This window comes from Leclercia sp. UBA5958, from assembly GCF_002430365.1.
Classification (GTDB): domain Bacteria; phylum Pseudomonadota; class Gammaproteobacteria; order Enterobacterales; family Enterobacteriaceae; genus Enterobacter; species Enterobacter pneumoniae.
Map to the genome: position 1 here is coordinate 170,953 of NZ_DJCE01000011.1, position 15,908 is coordinate 186,860.

Here is a 15,908-nt window from a genome sequence, read left to right on the forward strand (position 1 = left end):
TTGATTTTCAACGGATAACAGCCAGACTACGCTGGCATTATCCAGATCAGGTGGTACGGGTATTTCTCAGCCTTCACAAAGAAGGGCACCCCGAGTCATTTAAATCATTACGTTGCAATTACTGTGCGTAAATCGCTATTCAGAATACTGCCTCTGCGGCGCTGAAATCTACTGATTTAACGTTTTCGCCTATTTCCGTTGCGCTTAACTGATTTTGTAAAGGTTCGGTAAAACCGTCAATTTGCACCTCATCAGACCACGCGACAACCCCAGGTACCATGCGGGTTTCGCGTACCTTTCTTCTATTTATGTATCCAGTAATAAAACGTTAAACAATTAACCATTGAGCCCCACGAAAAAAGGCTCTATATTGGCCGCGATTTTTGCCACGTTTCTCATTTTTCTTAACTAATGATTCAATCGGGGCCGCCTGACGTGCCGCGGTTGTAGGAGTGATATGATGACGGATAAAGTCCGTATTGATACTTTGAATGCCTCTACTTTCAATAAATCCAACGAGACCTACCTGGCCCGTCAGGCCGAAATGGAATCCAATGTCAGAAGTTATCCGCGTAAACTGCCTTTAGCGATCACAAAGGCGGACGGCGTATGGGTAACGGATGCGGATAATAAAGAGTATCTTGATTGTCTGGCAGGCGCCGGTACCCTGGCGCTGGGTCACAACCATCCTGACGTACTGAAAAGCATCCAAAGTGTTATTACCAGCGGCTTGCCGTTACATACCCTGGATCTGACAACGCCGTTGAAAGACGCGTTCTCTGAATACCTGCTCTCCCTGCTGCCGGGCGAAGGCAAAGAGTACTGCCTGCAATTTACTGGCCCATCCGGTGCCGATGCCGTTGAGGCAGCGCTGAAGCTGGCGAAAAAAGTCACCGGTCGTAGCGGCATCATTAGCTTCTCGGGCGGCTATCACGGCATGACTCACGGTGCACTGTCCGTGACCGGCAACCTCTCTCCGAAAGAGGCGGTTGACGGCATGATGCCTGAAGTTCAGTTCATGCCTTACCCGCATGAGTACCGCTGCCCGCTGGGTATTGGCGGTGAAGCTGGCGTGAAAGCACTGACCTACTACTTCGAAAACCTGATCAACGACGTTGAGAGCGGCGTGCGTAAACCTGCTGCCGTGATCCTGGAAGCCGTTCAGGGCGAAGGTGGCGTGAACCCGGCGCCGGCCGAGTGGCTGCAACGCATCCGTAAAGTGACTCAGGAACACGGTATCCTGCTGATCCTCGACGAAGTGCAGGCAGGCTTTGCCCGTACTGGTAAATTCTTCGCCTTTGAACACGCGGGTATTGAGCCAGACATCGTTGTGATGTCAAAAGCAGTGGGCGGCGGTCTGCCGCTGGCCGTGCTGGGTATCAAAAAGCAGTTCGATGCCTGGGCTCCGGGTCACCATACCGGTACCTTCCGCGGTAACCAGCTGGCGATGGCAACCGGCCTCACCACCCTTAAGATCCTGAAAGAGCAAAACATCGCTGACAAAGTCGCTGCACAGGGTGAATGGCTGAAAGCGAAGCTGGTTGAGCTGCAGAAACGTTATCCGGTTATCGGCCACGTTCGCGGCCTGGGCATGATGATCGGTATTGAGATCGTTAAGCCAAATGAAGCCGCCGACCAGCTGGGTTGCTTCCCGGGCGATGGCGAGCTCTCTGCCCTGATTCAGAAGAAGTGCTTCGAAGCGGGTCTGATTCTGGAGCGCGGTGGCCGTAACGGTAACGTTGTGCGTCTGCTGCCTTCTCTGCTGATCAGCGATCAAGAGCTGAACGTATTCCTGGATAAATTTGAGCAGGCGCTGCTTGCTGCGGGCGTTCGCCCGGCTTAACCGAAGACGAGAGATAAGATGTCAGATGTAAACCCGATTTTGTCGTCCTCGGCGCAAAGCATTGAAGCCTATCAGCAGGCGATTTCGCAGAGCACCGAAGCGGTAAAGCAGTGGCTACAGCAGCCGGAAATGTACAAAGGCAGAACGGTCGCGGAACTGCGTGACCGAATCCAGCTGGATTTCAGCCCGCAGGGGCTGGGCAACGAAGCCGCTATTGCGCGCGCCGTTGAATACTTCCTGAAGGACAGCCTGGCCGTGCATCATCCCCAGTGCGTTGCACACTTGCACTGCCCGAGCCTGGTGGTGAGCCAGGCGGCGGAGATCCTGATCAACGCCACCAACCAGAGCATGGACTCCTGGGATCAGAGCCCGTCCGCCACCATCATCGAGATGAAACTGATCGAGTGGCTGCGTACTCAGGTGGGCTACCAGGCTGGCGACGCGGGTGTTTTCACCAGCGGCGGCACCCAGAGCAACCTGATGGGGCTGATGCTGGCGCGTGATGCTTTCTTCGCGCGTCAGGGCCACTCCATTCAGCAGGATGGGCTGACAGGCGATCTGCGTAAAATTCGCGTTCTCTGCTCCGACAGCGCCCACTTCTCTGTGCAGAAAAATATGGCGCTGATGGGTCTGGGTTACCAGTCCGTACTGCAGGTGAAAACCGACCAGTACGCGCGTATGGATCTGAACGATCTGAAAGCGAAGCTGGCGCAGTGTGAAGCCAACGGCGAGCAGGTGATGGCGATTGTAGCCACCGCCGGCACCACCGATGCAGGGGCCATTGACCCGCTGCGCGAGATTGCTGAACTGGCGAAAGCACAGCAGATTTGGGTGCACGTGGATGCCGCCTGGGGCGGCGCGCTGCTGCTCTCTGAAAAGCATCGTCACTATCTCGACGGTATTGAGCTGGTTGACTCCGTCACGCTCGACTTCCATAAGCAGTACTTCCAGACCATCAGCTGCGGTGCTTTCTTGCTGAAAGAAGCGCGTCACTATGAGCTGATGCGTTACCAGGCCGCTTACCTGAACTCTGAGTTTGACGAAGAAGCAGGCGTGCCTAACCTTGTCTCTAAGTCGCTGCAGACGACCCGTCGTTTCGACGCGCTGAAGCTGTGGATGAGCCTGGAAGCGCTGGGACAGAAGACCTATGCCGCGATCATCGATCATGGCGTAACCATGGCGCAGGACGTTGCCGCCTGGGTTGATGGCCATAAAACGCTGGAGCTGGTCATGAAGCCGCAGCTGGCGAGCGTGCTGTTCCGTTTCCGCCCTGAAGCGGCCATGGACGACGCGGCAATCGCGCTGCTGAACCAGAAAATCGGTGATGCGCTGCTGGAGTCTGGCCGCGCAAACGTCGGCGTGACCGAGCACAATGGCATCACCTGCCTGAAGCTGACGCTGCTGAACCCAACGGTGACGCTGGAGGATGTCAAAGTCCTGCTGTCGCTGGTTGAGCGTACAGCGCTGGAAATTCTGGCGAAGTAATCTCCGGCCCGGCAGGCAGAACCTGCCGGGCTTTTTTTAGCGCCCCGCCCACCAGAGGCGAAGCTTCATTCCCCAGTAGCTGCTCCAGCCGGTTGTCGTACCGACTACATTTCCTTTCGACACTATCACCAGCGTAGGCGTTACGCTCACTTGCCACTGGCGTGATAGTGCCCCGCTCGCGTCATTCACTACCGGCATGGTCAGGCGTTTCTTTGCCATCCAGCGCGACAGTTGTCCGTCATCTCCCGAACGCAACGCGACGCTCAGAACGTTGCCGCCCTCTTGCGTTAGCCTTTCAACCGCAGGAGTGGTGTAGCGGCAAATGGCGCACCAGGTCGCCCAGACGTAAATCAGCAAAGGACGCTCCTCGCTGAGGGCGGCGATATTCATCTGCGCACCCTCCAGCGTCTCAACAGAAGTAGCCGAAAACCCGGCGGGCAGGACCGGTTTTCGCAGCTGATCCATCCCCCATACCGTTGCGATAACCATCAGCAGCAGAATCAGAAGCTCGCGCGCCCAGCGGCGTAGTTTACTGCGCATCGCTTTTTGCCAGCTGTTCTTTGACCAGCGCCTCCAGATCCGCCTGAGGAATCGCCCCGGCGACCATTTGATCGCCAATAATAGTGGCAGGCGTTCCCTGAATGCCCAGCACCTGCGAGAGAATCAGGTTCATTTGCAGACTCTGCTGGCTTTTCGCATCGGGGGTGATCCCCGTTGTGGCTGTCTTTTGTTGAGCAGCCAGAATGGAGGCCGCGTCATGATTGCCCTTCTTCGTCATTAATCGCTGGTGTAACGCCCAGAATTTATCAGGCATCGTGCGCCAGGCCGTGAGCGCCACCCGTGCCGAGGCCATTGAGCTTTCGCCGCGGAAGGGTAAAAGCTTCACAATCAACTGCACGTCCGGGTTGTCGTGGACAATTTTCTCCAGCATCGGGTCAAATTTTTTACACCACGGACAGTTGTAATCGGTGAAGCTGACGATAGTCAGGCGGGGATGCTTTGCCCCCATTCGCGGACTGTCGGGATCGTTAAAGATCAGCTCATCCAGCTGCTGGTTGGCATCGGGTTGCTGCTCAGCCATGCTGACGGCAGAAAAACAGAACAGGAAAATCATCATCCAGTAACGCATTAGTGCTCTCCTTTAGCGGCAGACAGTGCGTTCAGCACCCCTTCGCGACTTAACAGCGCAGGCAGAATGGTGCCCTGCGGCTGAGCCGGACCATAAATCTGATTAAACGGAACCGCCGCACTCTGACGGCGTGTCAGAAACTGCGAGAAAGTATCGGATGGTCGACTCCAGTCACCACGCAGGGCAACCACATCCGGGGCACTCAGTGCCTGTTGTACATCGTCACGCAACAACACATTGTATTTATTGGCTTTACAGGTTACGCACCAGTCGGCGGTGACATCGACAAAGACCCGTTTATTGGCCGCCAGCGCGTCGGTGATGGCCTGCTCGCTCAACGGCTGCCAGGCAATACGATCTTCCACAACGGCACCGGTCGTCTGCGAGGTCAGCCAGTATCCCGACAATGCCATCAGCAGTGCCAGCGCGGTGGCGGCAAAGGCGCCGCGTCGCTGGTAGCGTCGCCAGACTCCCGCCAGCAGGAGCACTAACACCAGCGCCAGTACACCCCACGTCGCCTTACCAATATGCAGCCAAAGCAGCGAGATAAGCCACACGGCGGAGCCCAACATCATCAGCCCCAGCACCACGCGCAGCGTATTCATCCAGCGTCCGGGGCGCGGCAGGCGGCGCGCCAGTCCTGGCCAGGCGGCAATCGCCAGCCACGGCAAGCTCATACCGATCCCCATGGCGAGGAAGATCCCCCACAGCTGTACCAGCGGCGCCACCAGCGCGACCGACACGGCGGTGCCCAGGAACGGTGCGGTGCAAGGAGTGGCGAGTAAGGTGGCGAACGCCCCCTGCCAGAAATGTCCTGCCAGACCGTTGCCGCCTCGCGTGGCCAGCGAGGTGGTAATGCCAGAGGGTAAGCGGATTTCAAACAGCCCCAGCAGGCTGGCGCTGAACAGCACCATCACCAGCGCCATAGCGGCGATAAACCACGGATTCTGGAACTGAATCCCCCACCCCAGCGCCTGGTTGCTAAGACGCAGAAACGTCATCATCAGCGCCAGTGCTAAAAACGACACCACAATGCCGGCCACCGAGGCGAGAAACTGGCCGCGTACACGGCTTCTGGTCTGCCCTTCCACCTGCAATACCGAGCCCAGTTTCATCGCCAGTACCGGCAAGACGCAGGGCATCAGGTTGAGGATAAACCCGCCCAGCAGCGCCATCGCCAGTACCGGTAAGAGGGACGACGTTGTCACCTCGGCTTCACCAATGGTGGTCTGGCTCTGCTGGGCCAGACCACCGTCGGCCAGTACCAGAGATAGCGTTTTGCCACGCAGGTCGGGCGCCGCCTCACCCCAGCCGTCCGTGACCGGCACGGTCGCGGTCAGCGTTTCGCCCTGAATCTTAAAGGTCGGGCGTGCAAAATCCGCATCTTCAATCCCATCGAGATAGAGCGCTGGGGCGTGCCAGCCAGCGTCGCGGGTGGCGGTTACCGTCAGTTTGCCGGGGGCCCAGGCTGCCTTCAGCGAGGAGGTCAGCCCGTCTTCCCGCGGCAGCGTACCCATCGCTTTGGTGAAGTCATAGGTAAACTGACGCTCTGTTGGCCCACTCAGGTTGAGGGAGAAGGGATAGTCGGTCAGAATACAGACATCGCTACAGGTCGAGAGCGTTAGCACACCGGCCAGGGTGTCCGGCATCTTGCCTTTCACCACCAGCGGGAAGGTCACGTTACCTTGATAGCCCTGGGTGGCGATCCCCGCCACGTCAAAGCGCTGGGGTGTCGGCCAGTACCACTGCACCGGGAGCGGCGTTTGCCAGGCAATAGAGGGGGCAATTCCGCCCTCGCCCGGGGATCGCCAGTAGGTTTTCCAGCCCTTTTCCAGGGCTACGTCCAACAGCAGGTGTGTCTCTCCCGCCTCAGCGGGTTGGGCACGTAAACGCACGCTGGCGTGATCGTTATCGGCAGCGCGCAGCCAGCCGCTATCGGCCGCCCAGCTTACGGGCAGCCACAGTAATGCCAGGCAGACTAAAAGCCGCCTGAAAACAGTCAACATAGATTTTCTCCGTAAATGATTAATTAACCTGGAATAACAGGCGAATAATCACTCACGGAAGACGCATAAGCGGAGATGCACCCTGAGCCGGGGCGGAGAGATAACGCGAGGAGGCCAACGCCGTTGATGCCTGACAGGCTGGGGAGTGAGGACGACCATCAGCAACGCCAGGGCAAAGAGCGCCCCTTCAAACATGATCGGTGGCGATGCCAGCAAGGATTTGGCACTCAGTTCACAAGGGGTGACAGGCGATTCAACGTCGGACTGCTGGGTAACGAGCGGAGCTTTCATCGCCAGCGCGTGCAGGCTTGCCATGCGCTGTGCGCTGCAAACCAGCACCACCAGACATGCAAGCACTACCAATAATATCGCTTTCCGCTGCCGCTTGATCATCATTGCCCCTTTATTCACGACGCTTATATTAACGGGCTTAAACCATTTGGCAACGATAATGCTGTAAAGAAGTTTAGAGAACCGCTGCACCCTGTCAGGTGCAGCGATAGGATCAGGGATGCGCGGTTTTACTGTGCTGCGGGTCTTTGCTCTTTGACGCGGTATAGGCATAGGCGTCGTAGCCGGTGCTGTAGTGGTTAACCAGAGATTTGACCACGTCGTTAAGTATCGCCCCTTTGATGTTCACCCCCATCTGTTCGAGACGACGGACGCTGGTGACCATCTCCTTGACGCTGGTGATGTTATGGCGCGCCACCAGCAGCGTCGAGGCCGCCATACGCCCGACCATGGCGGCATCGGTGACCGCCAGAATCGGCGGGGTATCGACAATCACCATATCGTAATTCTCGCTGGCCCTGTGCATAAAGGCCTTGAAGCGCGAGTGCATCAACAGTTCGGAGGGGTTCGGCGGATAATACCCGCAGGTGACCACATCGAAATGACCGTCCTCGTAGGTCTGCACCGCCTCGTCGAAGGCAATTTTACCGGACAGCAGTTCAGAGAGCCCGCGCTCGTTTTGTAGCGCAAAAATGTTATGGACATAACCCTTACGCATATCCGCATCAACGAAGAGGACACGTCCGCCAATCTGCGCCACCAGCGCCGCCAGCGAGGTACTGACCAGCGTTTTACCGCAATCCTGCGAGGGGCCACTGAACATCAGGATGTTATTATCAGCGTCCATCATTGCAAAGTGCAGGCTGGTGCGCAGACCGCGTATCGCCTCAACAAAGATGTCCAGCGGCTTGTCGACCGGCAAAAAGGGAACATTAACAATTTTATGCCGGGTACGGTTACGCCAGAAATCAAAGCTACGCAGATGCGTTTTACTGCTCAGCCATTCTGAACGGGGCAGCGTTGCGTAGACGGTAATGCCCTGGTTTTCGAGTTGCTCCGGCGAAATAATCCCCTGGCGAATTGCGCTACGTGCCAGTATCCCTCCCGAGGAGATCAGCAACCCGAGCAGGGTGGCAAGAACGACAATCAATCCTTTGCGCGGCTGCACGGGGTCAGGCTGTGCAACCGCCGAATCGATAATACGGACATTGCCGATCGTGCTGGAACGGGAGATATCCAGCTCCTGCTGACGGGTAAGCAGCTGCAGGTAGATCGCGCGCCCCGAATCCACGTCCCGACTCAGCCGTAAAATCTCCTGCTGGGTGGATGGCATCGTTCCGACCCGCTTATTCAACCGCTCGCGCTCCTTTTCCAGCGTAGCCCGTTTGTCCCGTAGCGCACGATAAGTAGGGTGATCCTTTTTAAAGTGCTGTGAAACTTCCGCCTCGCGGAAGGTCAGTTCGTTCAGCTGATTATCGACATTGACAATCTGCTCAAGGACCGATTTAGCCTCCAGCGACAGATCGACCGAATCCCGCTTTTTGCGGTAGTTGTTCAGGCGACCCTCCGCTTCATCCAGCTCTCCGCGCACCTTCGGCAACTGTCGCTTCAGGAAGGCGAGACTTTGTGAATCCTGTGCGGCCTGACGGTCGATATTCTGCTGCAGATAATTATTGGCAATTTGATTTAGCGTAGCCGCAATGGCGCCTCGCTCAGGGCCGGTTAAACTGAGTTCCAGTACCCCACTCTCTTTGCCCTTTTCGACCACACTAAAGCGTTTCGACAAGACGTTGATCGCCTCAAGCTGCGTTTTCTGGCTGATTTTAAAGCGAGTACCGACCGGGGCGCGCAATTCACGCACCCGCAGCGCGACGCCCGCTTTCTGCACCAGTTTCCCCGGGGTGCCATGCACGTTGATATCAATGCCTTCGAGCAGGAACTCGCCATTTTTCCCGGCGGTCAGGGTCAGGGGGGAGTGCCTGGAGGGCAACATCAGCCAGTCGAGCTTCAGCACGGGCGTCTCCTGGCCTGTCAGCCGGGCCAGACCGTTGCCAATGAGCGGGAAACGCACCGGGACGATCTCATCGCGCAGGCGTAAATCATCGACGGTTTTACCCAGAATCATCCGCGATTTCAGCAGCTGGATTTCTGCCGTCGAGTCTGGTGAGGCATCCCCCGACAGCTGAGTGATCGATTTAAGGAGATTATTTTGCTGCTTTTGTTCAATTTGAATGATCGCATCGGCGATATAGACCGGCGAGGCAAAGAGTGCATACAGCAGACCGCAGGTTGCGCAGAGCAGCGTGAAACTCAATATACAAACGCGATGATCGATCAATTCGCTGAGCAGGCGAGCCAGATCCAGCTCCTGGGTTTCCATCCCGTAGCCAGACTGATTTACTGTTTTTGACGACATGTTGGTAATCCCTTAACTGTGAGCCGGCTGGCCCATTCCTGACTCGCCTCGCTTAACAGGCGAAAAACATACTCAAACGCATCCCGGCTCTGGCCGAACGGGTCCGGGATCTCCTGTCCCCCCTGCCATTTACCATACAGTAGCGCTTTGCCGCGCACCTCCGGCGCGATTTGCGAGATGCGGTTGATTTGCGCCTGCTCCATCGCAAGAATCAGATCGTGCTGCTTAAGCATGGGGGCGGTGACTACGCGCGCGACATGATCAGCAAGCGAAATGCCATGCGCCGCCGCCACTGCGAGCGCCTGAGGGTGAACGGGCCGTCCGTTCAATCCACTGATGCCTGCCGAGCTGACGGCGATCTCAGGCATCTTCTGCTGTAAAAGCCCCTCCCCCATCGGGGAGCGGCAGATGTTTCCTGTGCACACCACCAGAATGGTTTGGATCCGCATTATGGCCACGTCCTGATGGAATGAACGGTTTCAGTCAGATCGTGGATACCGGTGATTGTCGGTACCAGCTGTTTCACGACGCGGTTCCAGCGAGCCAATGGCGCCGTAGTGACATAGACGATGTCGTAAGGCTGCAGCTCAAACTCCGTGGCCAGAACCATGGCCGACGCGTCGCGCGCTTTCAGCTGATAGATATTGGCAATTTTGCTCCCGGGCTTTTTCTCAGTCGTCGAGCGAATCACAAAAATGCCGGTAGCATCCGCCAGATCCTGGTTAATACCGCCCGCATTACCCAGGGCTTCCGCCAGGGTCATACCGCTGCGATCCATCTTCAGCGTGCTCTGTTTCACCACTTCCCCCATCACAAAGACCTTGAGGGCATCATTACGTGGAATAAAGAGGATATCGCCGGCGCTAAGCAGCCGGTTCTGACTGAGATCGCCATGCTGCATTAACGCATAAAGGGAAATCACGGAATCTTTGCCGTCATGGGTCAGCACCACGTTTCGCCAGTCGGCATCCGGAGAGAGACCGCCTGCCGCGTTAATGGCATCCATCACAGTCAGCGGAATATTGGTGATAGGCTGTTGGCCCGATTTTGCGACTTCACCCGTGACATAGGCTTTTTGCGAGCGAAACGCCGCGACGCTGACATCAACCTGTGGGCTTTCGATCACCCGCTCCAGCCGCCGGGTGATCTCACTGCGCACCTCTGCCAGCGTTTTCCCGGCTACGTGCAGCTTGCCAACGTAGGGATAAAAGAGAGTGCCATCCGCTCCTACCCAGTTGCCGGTATCGCTGGCGCTACGATATTGCCCGGCAGGTGTGGTGAGTTCCGGGTGATCCCATACGGTGATCATCAGAATGTCACCGGTGCCGATCCGGTACTCCCACTTTTTAAGCTGTTCGTCGAGTCCAGGATTTGCCTGAGATTTCAGGCTGGCTGGACGCAACTGTTCAATCACAGAAGGGGTAAGTGGCCATATTTCGACTTTTTTGCTTATATCGTCGGAGGAATCAACGGTGTGGGCTATCTTTTTCCCATTCGTTTTAAGATGTTGCCCCGGAATATTAACGCAGCCTGTTAACAACCCTGTTGTAATAAGTAAAGTCCATATCCGTATTTTAGCTTTCATTAATAATGACGCCCTGAAATTAATGTTGATACACCCGACAAGTCCGGCATTGCTGATTTGCAATAACTAATTAATATTTATAGATTTATGAGGCATCGAAACGGTATGATCCGTCCGACGAAAGTATGCTGATATTATCTGAAATATAAGCAGTGAGGGAAATCCAATAACCTTCCAGGCATTTTAAACGCTGTGCTACAAAATTAACACAGCGTGTGCGCTCTATTACTGGATAACGGCTTCATATTCGGAATTCATTAATAAAGCAATACAAATAATTATTACTATTCTTAATCTAATTCATGCGACCGATAATTAGCGACAGCGCCTGACGGCCAAAAGTACGGTTTTGTTACATTTTTTCTCGACGCGCCAGCAAGCGAAACTTGAGATAGACTGTCGGTTGAGTAATAACTGATGTCGCGTCACAGCAAAGCATTAAGAACTGGAGAAAAAATGAACAAAGGTAAAGTACTGCTTCTGGGCACATTACTGTCTCTGGCGAGCACAGCATTTATTGCGCCTCTGGCCGTTGCGGCCCCTGGTGGCATCCAGGCCTATGAGGAGCAGGAGTTTATTGCCGATTTCACCAAATACAAAATTGGCGATTTTGCCCCCGCACAATACCAGACCCCGGAATACACCATTAAACAGTACAATCTGCGTAACTTGCCTGCGCCCGATGCCGGCACGCACTGGACTTACATGGGTGAGAACTACGTACTGATTGGCGATACCGATGGCAAAATCTACAAAGCCTACAACGGTGACATCTTCTACCATCGTTAAGCCCGTGAAAATTCGTCCCTGGCAGGAGAGTGACCGCCCTTTCCTGCGCACGCTCTACCTCCACGCCCGTCGCGCTGCCTGGCCATGGCTTGATGACAGCGCCTGGCGTCTTGAGGATTTCGATGCCGCCACGCTTAATGAGCAGATTTGGGTGGCTTTAGACGCGGGTCACCGGGTAGGTTTTGCCTCAGTGGCGGTCAATGACAATTTCCTGCACTGCCTCTTTGTCGATCCCCATTATCAGGGTCAGGGGGCAGGTAAGGCCTTGCTCGAACATGTTCAGCAAACGTTTACCAGCACCGGTGCATTGAAATGTCTGGTGAAGAACAGTCGTGCCGTGGAATTTTACCAGCGCCAGGGGTGGCATATTGAAGCGACGGGAGAGTCGCCGGACGGCGAGTATTATCTGATGCACTACAGGCTGCCCGGTTAGGGCAGCCTGCTTATTTTAGACCGCGCGGAACGCGATTTCGCTCGGGATAACATCACCCTGCCAGTAGAGCTGCGCCGCAACGCGCCCCGCCAGTTGGCGATACATATCCGCAAACTCGCTAGCCGGACGGCTCACGACCGTTGGCTTGCCGCTGTCGAGATCCTCACGCAACGTGATGTGTAACGGCATCTGTCCCAGCAGTTGAGTGTGATACTGTTCAGCCAGTTTTTCTGCGCCCCCGGTCCCGAAGATAGGCTCATGATGCCCGCAGTTGCTGCAGATGTGCATGCTCATGTTCTCTACGATGCCCAGCACCGGCACTTCCACTTTCTCGAACATCACGATGCCTTTTTTAGCATCGATAAGCGCGATGTCCTGCGGTGTGGTCACCACAACCGCCCCGGTGACCGGGATGTTCTGCGCCAGAGTCAACTGAATGTCCCCGGTACCCGGCGGCATATCCAGGACCAGGTAATCCAGATCCGGCCACATGGTCTCTTGTAACATCTGCATCAGAGCTTTACTGGCCATCGGACCGCGCCACACCATGGCGTTGTCGTCGGTTACCAGGTAACCGATAGAGTTTGTTGCCAGCCCGTGCGCCATGATCGGCGCCATATGGGTGCCATCCGGCGACGTTGGACGCTGGTTTTCTGCTCCCAGCATGTTCGGGATCGAGGGGCCATAAATGTCCGCATCCAGGATGCCCACTTTTGCCCCTTCTGCGGCCAGCGCCAGCGCCAGGTTTACTGCGGTAGAGGATTTCCCCACCCCACCCTTGCCGGAACTAACCGCAATGATATTTTTCACGCCGTTCACGCCCGGATGGTTTTTCACGCGCTTGAGGGTGGCGATGCTGTGCGACAACTTCCAGTCAATCGCTTTTGCGCCAGTAATGCGCAGCAGCTCAGAGCTGGTCTGCTCTTTCAGCGTTTCGAAAGCGCTGCGCCAGATAAATGGCATTTGCAGCTCAATGTGCAGCGTCTCATCCAGCCACGCTACATGGTGCAGCGCTTTCAGCGTGGTGAGATTGTGTTTCAGGGTTGGATGCTGAAAATTTGCCAGCGTCCCGGCGACCATTGCTCGTAAGGCTTCCGGTGATTTGGCCTGGGATTGAGAACTCATCCCGACTCCTTTGTTGTAGTTCTGAAATAGCATGCGTAGAGCCTAAGTTTACCCTACAGGCCACAATTATTCATTTATGGATTGATGCCCTTATTTCTTGGCGTAGTTATTCCCTTTCGGGTAACATCAAACCCCCTTTTCACAGTTAAAAGAAGTAATGCTTACTATGACTCAAGTCGCGAAAAAAATTCTGGTAACGTGCGCACTGCCGTACGCCAACGGCTCCATCCACCTCGGCCACATGCTGGAGCATATCCAGGCTGATGTCTGGGTCCGTTACCAGCGAATGCGCGGCCACGAAGTCAACTTCATCTGTGCAGACGATGCCCACGGCACGCCAATCATGCTGAAAGCGCAGCAGCTTGGCGTCAGCCCGGAGCAGATGATCGGGGAGATGAGTCAGGAACACCAGACCGACTTCGCCGGTTTCGATATCAGCTATGACAACTACCACTCGACGCACAGCGACGAGAACCGCGAGCTGTCAGAGCTTATCTATACCCGTCTGAAAGAGAACGGTTTTATTAAAAACCGCACCATTTCTCAGCTCTACGATCCGGAAAAAGGCATGTTCCTGCCAGACCGTTTCGTGAAAGGCACCTGCCCGAAATGCAAATCGCCGGATCAGTATGGTGATAACTGCGAAGTGTGCGGCGCGACCTACAGCCCGACCGAGCTTATCGAGCCGAAATCCGTGGTATCTGGCGCAACGCCTGTCATGCGCGACTCTGAGCACTTCTTCTTTGACCTGCCGTCGTTCAGCGAAATGCTGCAGGCCTGGACCCGCAGCGGTGCGCTGCAGGAGCAGGTCGCCAATAAAATGCAGGAGTGGTTCGAGTCTGGTCTGCAGCAGTGGGATATCTCCCGCGATGCGCCGTACTTTGGCTTTGAGATCCCGAATGCGCCGGGCAAATATTTCTACGTCTGGCTGGATGCGCCAATTGGCTACATGGGCTCCTTCAAGAACCTGTGCGACAAGCGCGGCGACACCACCAGCTTTGAGGAATACTGGAAGAAAGATTCCACCGCCGAGCTCTACCACTTTATCGGCAAAGACATCGTTTACTTCCACAGCCTGTTCTGGCCGGCCATGCTGGAAGGCAGCAACTTCCGCAAGCCAACCAACCTGTTCGTCCACGGCTATGTGACGGTGAACGGCGCGAAGATGTCCAAATCCCGCGGCACCTTTATTAAAGCCAGCACCTGGCTGAACCACTTCGACGCGGACAGCCTGCGCTACTACTACACCGCGAAGCTCTCTTCCCGTATCGACGATATCGACCTGAACCTGGAAGATTTCGTCCAGCGCGTCAACGCGGACATCGTTAACAAGGTGGTGAACCTGGCCTCCCGTAACGCGGGCTTCATTGCTAAGCGTTTCGACGGCGTGCTCTCTGCCGAACTGGCCGATCCTGCGCTGTACAAAACCTTCACCGACGCCGCCGCTGCGATTGGCGACGCCTGGGAAAGCCGTGAATTCGGTAAAGCCATTCGCGAAATCATGGCGCTGGCTGACGTGGCGAACCGCTACGTTGACGAGCAGGCACCGTGGGTTGTCGCTAAGCAGGAAGGTCGCGATGCGGACCTGCAGGCTATCTGCACCATGGGCCTGAATATGTTCCGCGTGCTGATGACCTGGCTGAAGCCGGTTCTGCCGCAGCTCTCTGCGCGTGCTGAAGCATTCCTGAACACCGAACTGACCTGGGATGCCATCCAGCAGCCGCTGCTCGGCCACAAGGTAAACACCTTCAAGGCGCTCTATAACCGCATCGAAATGAAGCAGGTTGAGGCCCTGGTCGACGCCTCTAAAGAAGAGGTGAAGGCTGCCGCTGCGCCGGTAACCGGCCCGCTGGCAGACGATCCGATTCAGGAGACCATCACCTTTGATGATTTCGCCAAAGTCGACCTGCGCGTCGCGCTGATTGAAAACGCGGAATTCGTCGACGGCTCCGACAAGCTGCTGCGTCTGACGCTGGATCTGGGCGGCGAGAAACGTAACGTCTTCTCCGGCATCCGCTCTGCCTATCCAGACCCGCAGGTGCTGATTGGTCGCCTGACGGTGATGGTGGCTAACCTTGCGCCACGCAAAATGCGCTTCGGTATCTCTGAAGGGATGGTGATGGCCGCAGGTCCTGGCGGGAAAGATATCTTCCTGTTAAGCCCTGACGACGGCGCGAAGCCGGGTCAGCAGGTGAAATAACCCCCTCCCCTTGAAAGCGCTGCACTGGCAGCGCTTTTTTTATAAATTCCGAAATCAAATCCCTTCACCACATTCCCGCTTTGGATATCACGGTGACCTGTTAGCATCGTCGCGAAAAAGGGTCTGCTTTAACAAAAGGGAATTTGATGACAGTAAACCGCCTCACCACCGCGCTGGCCGTGGTCTTGTTCGCCGCCACGGCTGTGGGCTGCGATAGCTCAAGCGAAAACAGCCGCACCTTTACCAACGGCGCAAAAGAGAGTGAGATCACCTTCACTTATTACTATGAAGGGGACACCATCACTCGCCAGGATACCCAGAGTAAAATCACCTACCGATCGATGGGTGCCGCGGATGAAGCGCAGGCGCGCCAGTCCATTGAGCCCATGGTGGCCCATTATGCCGGGGTGAAAGGCGCCAAATACAGTGCAGAGTATCAGTCCGACGCCGTACTGCTACGCGTCTCGGTAAACTTTAGCGAGGTCAGCGACCGCGATCTGTGCAGATTACAGGGTAAAGAGGCCGACTGTGAAAAACCGAGCCTTTCAATGGCTGAATCGGCAGAACATCGGCTTGCGCAGGGATTTGTCGAGGTGAAATGAGTAC

14 protein-coding genes are annotated in these 15,908 nt (G+C 55.9%); 6 read left to right on the forward strand and 8 right to left on the reverse strand.

The window, feature by feature from the left end:
• The first annotated feature begins 457 nt into the window (after positions 1-457).
• Together B2Q93_RS16270 and B2Q93_RS16275 are read left to right on the forward strand one after the other, a co-directional pair.
• Positions 458-1,843 carry a diaminobutyrate--2-oxoglutarate transaminase gene (locus tag B2Q93_RS16270; RefSeq protein ID WP_040074848.1) on the forward strand — a complete coding sequence of 462 codons (1,386 nt, stop codon included), beginning with the start codon at positions 458-460 and terminating at the stop codon, positions 1,841-1,843.
• Between the two features lie 18 nt (positions 1,844-1,861).
• Complete coding sequence (locus tag B2Q93_RS16275) at positions 1,862-3,328, forward strand: pyridoxal phosphate-dependent decarboxylase family protein (protein WP_040074847.1); 1,467 nt, start codon at positions 1,862-1,864, stop codon at positions 3,326-3,328.
• 36 nt (positions 3,329-3,364) lie between these two features.
• Here B2Q93_RS16275 and B2Q93_RS16280 read toward each other — a convergent pair whose 3' ends face one another.
• From B2Q93_RS16280 to B2Q93_RS16310, 7 genes are all read right to left on the reverse strand, one after another.
• A complete protein-coding gene (locus B2Q93_RS16280; protein WP_046884770.1) occupies positions 3,365-3,868 on the reverse strand; it encodes a protein disulfide oxidoreductase in 504 nt (167 codons plus the stop codon).
• Positions 3,858-4,457 carry a DsbA family protein gene (locus tag B2Q93_RS16285; protein WP_212477770.1) on the reverse strand — a complete coding sequence of 200 codons (600 nt, stop codon included), beginning with the start codon at positions 4,455-4,457 and terminating at the stop codon, positions 3,858-3,860. Before B2Q93_RS16285 ends, B2Q93_RS16280 begins: the two co-directional genes overlap by 11 nt.
• Positions 4,457-6,463, reverse strand: coding sequence for a protein-disulfide reductase DsbD family protein (locus tag B2Q93_RS16290; RefSeq protein WP_286933773.1), 2,007 nt, complete (start codon positions 6,461-6,463; stop codon positions 4,457-4,459). Before B2Q93_RS16290 ends, B2Q93_RS16285 begins: the two co-directional genes overlap by 1 nt.
• Before the next feature lie 48 nt (positions 6,464-6,511).
• Positions 6,512-6,856, reverse strand: coding sequence for a copper resistance protein (locus B2Q93_RS16295; RefSeq protein ID WP_286809527.1), 345 nt, complete (start codon positions 6,854-6,856; stop codon positions 6,512-6,514).
• 112 nt (positions 6,857-6,968) lie between these two features.
• Complete coding sequence (locus B2Q93_RS16300) at positions 6,969-9,170, reverse strand: polysaccharide biosynthesis tyrosine autokinase (RefSeq protein WP_286933774.1); 2,202 nt, start codon at positions 9,168-9,170, stop codon at positions 6,969-6,971.
• Positions 9,152-9,628, reverse strand: a complete 477-nt coding sequence (locus tag B2Q93_RS16305) for a protein-tyrosine-phosphatase (RefSeq protein WP_046884766.1) — start codon at positions 9,626-9,628, stop codon at positions 9,152-9,154. The genes B2Q93_RS16300 and B2Q93_RS16305 overlap by 19 nt, the downstream gene beginning before the upstream one ends.
• On the reverse strand, positions 9,619-10,755 hold the full coding sequence (locus B2Q93_RS16310) for a polysaccharide export protein (RefSeq protein ID WP_286933775.1): 1,137 nt from the start codon (positions 10,753-10,755) through the stop codon (positions 9,619-9,621). The genes B2Q93_RS16305 and B2Q93_RS16310 overlap by 10 nt, the downstream gene beginning before the upstream one ends.
• A gap of 456 nt (positions 10,756-11,211) precedes the next feature.
• Between B2Q93_RS16310 and B2Q93_RS16315 the strand changes: the two genes are divergently transcribed.
• Together B2Q93_RS16315 and B2Q93_RS16320 are read left to right on the forward strand one after the other, a co-directional pair.
• The gene (locus B2Q93_RS16315) at positions 11,212-11,544 is read left to right on the forward strand and encodes an RcnB family protein (protein WP_040074836.1); all 333 of its coding nucleotides are present in this window, start codon (positions 11,212-11,214) and stop codon (positions 11,542-11,544) included.
• Positions 11,495-11,977 (forward strand): GNAT family N-acetyltransferase, encoded by a 483-nt coding sequence (locus tag B2Q93_RS16320; protein WP_286933777.1) that lies wholly within the window; start codon positions 11,495-11,497, stop codon positions 11,975-11,977. The genes B2Q93_RS16315 and B2Q93_RS16320 overlap by 50 nt, the downstream gene beginning before the upstream one ends.
• 15 nt (positions 11,978-11,992) lie before the next feature.
• Here the strand turns inward: B2Q93_RS16320 and apbC are convergent, their stop codons facing one another.
• Positions 11,993-13,102 carry an iron-sulfur cluster carrier protein ApbC gene (gene apbC, locus B2Q93_RS16325; RefSeq protein WP_040074834.1) on the reverse strand — a complete coding sequence of 370 codons (1,110 nt, stop codon included), beginning with the start codon at positions 13,100-13,102 and terminating at the stop codon, positions 11,993-11,995.
• Positions 13,103-13,268: 166 nt separating this feature from the next.
• Here apbC and metG point away from each other — a divergent pair, with 166 nt between their 5' ends.
• Both metG and B2Q93_RS16335 read left to right on the forward strand, forming a co-directional pair.
• Positions 13,269-15,302 carry a methionine--tRNA ligase gene (metG, locus tag B2Q93_RS16330; RefSeq protein ID WP_046884761.1) on the forward strand — a complete coding sequence of 678 codons (2,034 nt, stop codon included), beginning with the start codon at positions 13,269-13,271 and terminating at the stop codon, positions 15,300-15,302.
• 146 nt (positions 15,303-15,448) lie between these two features.
• Positions 15,449-15,904 (forward strand): DUF1307 domain-containing protein, encoded by a 456-nt coding sequence (locus tag B2Q93_RS16335; protein WP_046884760.1) that lies wholly within the window; start codon positions 15,449-15,451, stop codon positions 15,902-15,904.
• Positions 15,905-15,908: the final 4 nt, after the last annotated feature.

Coding starts and splice junctions, on each gene's coding strand:
- B2Q93_RS16270 (WP_040074848.1), top strand. CDS start 458: ATGATGACGGATAAAGTCCGTATTGATACTTTGAATGCCTCTACTTTC.
- B2Q93_RS16275 (WP_040074847.1), top strand. CDS start 1,862: ATGTCAGATGTAAACCCGATTTTGTCGTCCTCGGCGCAAAGCATTGAA.
- B2Q93_RS16280 (WP_046884770.1), bottom strand. CDS start 3,868: ATGCGCAGTAAACTACGCCGCTGGGCGCGCGAGCTTCTGATTCTGCTG.
- B2Q93_RS16285 (WP_212477770.1), bottom strand. CDS start 4,457: ATGCGTTACTGGATGATGATTTTCCTGTTCTGTTTTTCTGCCGTCAGC.
- B2Q93_RS16290 (WP_286933773.1), bottom strand. CDS start 6,463: ATGTTGACTGTTTTCAGGCGGCTTTTAGTCTGCCTGGCATTACTGTGG.
- B2Q93_RS16295 (WP_286809527.1), bottom strand. CDS start 6,856: ATGATCAAGCGGCAGCGGAAAGCGATATTATTGGTAGTGCTTGCATGT.
- B2Q93_RS16300 (WP_286933774.1), bottom strand. CDS start 9,170: ATGTCGTCAAAAACAGTAAATCAGTCTGGCTACGGGATGGAAACCCAG.
- B2Q93_RS16310 (WP_286933775.1), bottom strand. CDS start 10,755: ATGAAAGCTAAAATACGGATATGGACTTTACTTATTACAACAGGGTTG.
- B2Q93_RS16315 (WP_040074836.1), top strand. CDS start 11,212: ATGAACAAAGGTAAAGTACTGCTTCTGGGCACATTACTGTCTCTGGCG.
- B2Q93_RS16320 (WP_286933777.1), top strand. CDS start 11,495: ATGGCAAAATCTACAAAGCCTACAACGGTGACATCTTCTACCATCGTT.
- apbC (WP_040074834.1), bottom strand. CDS start 13,102: ATGAGTTCTCAATCCCAGGCCAAATCACCGGAAGCCTTACGAGCAATG.
- metG (WP_046884761.1), top strand. CDS start 13,269: ATGACTCAAGTCGCGAAAAAAATTCTGGTAACGTGCGCACTGCCGTAC.
- B2Q93_RS16335 (WP_046884760.1), top strand. CDS start 15,449: ATGACAGTAAACCGCCTCACCACCGCGCTGGCCGTGGTCTTGTTCGCC.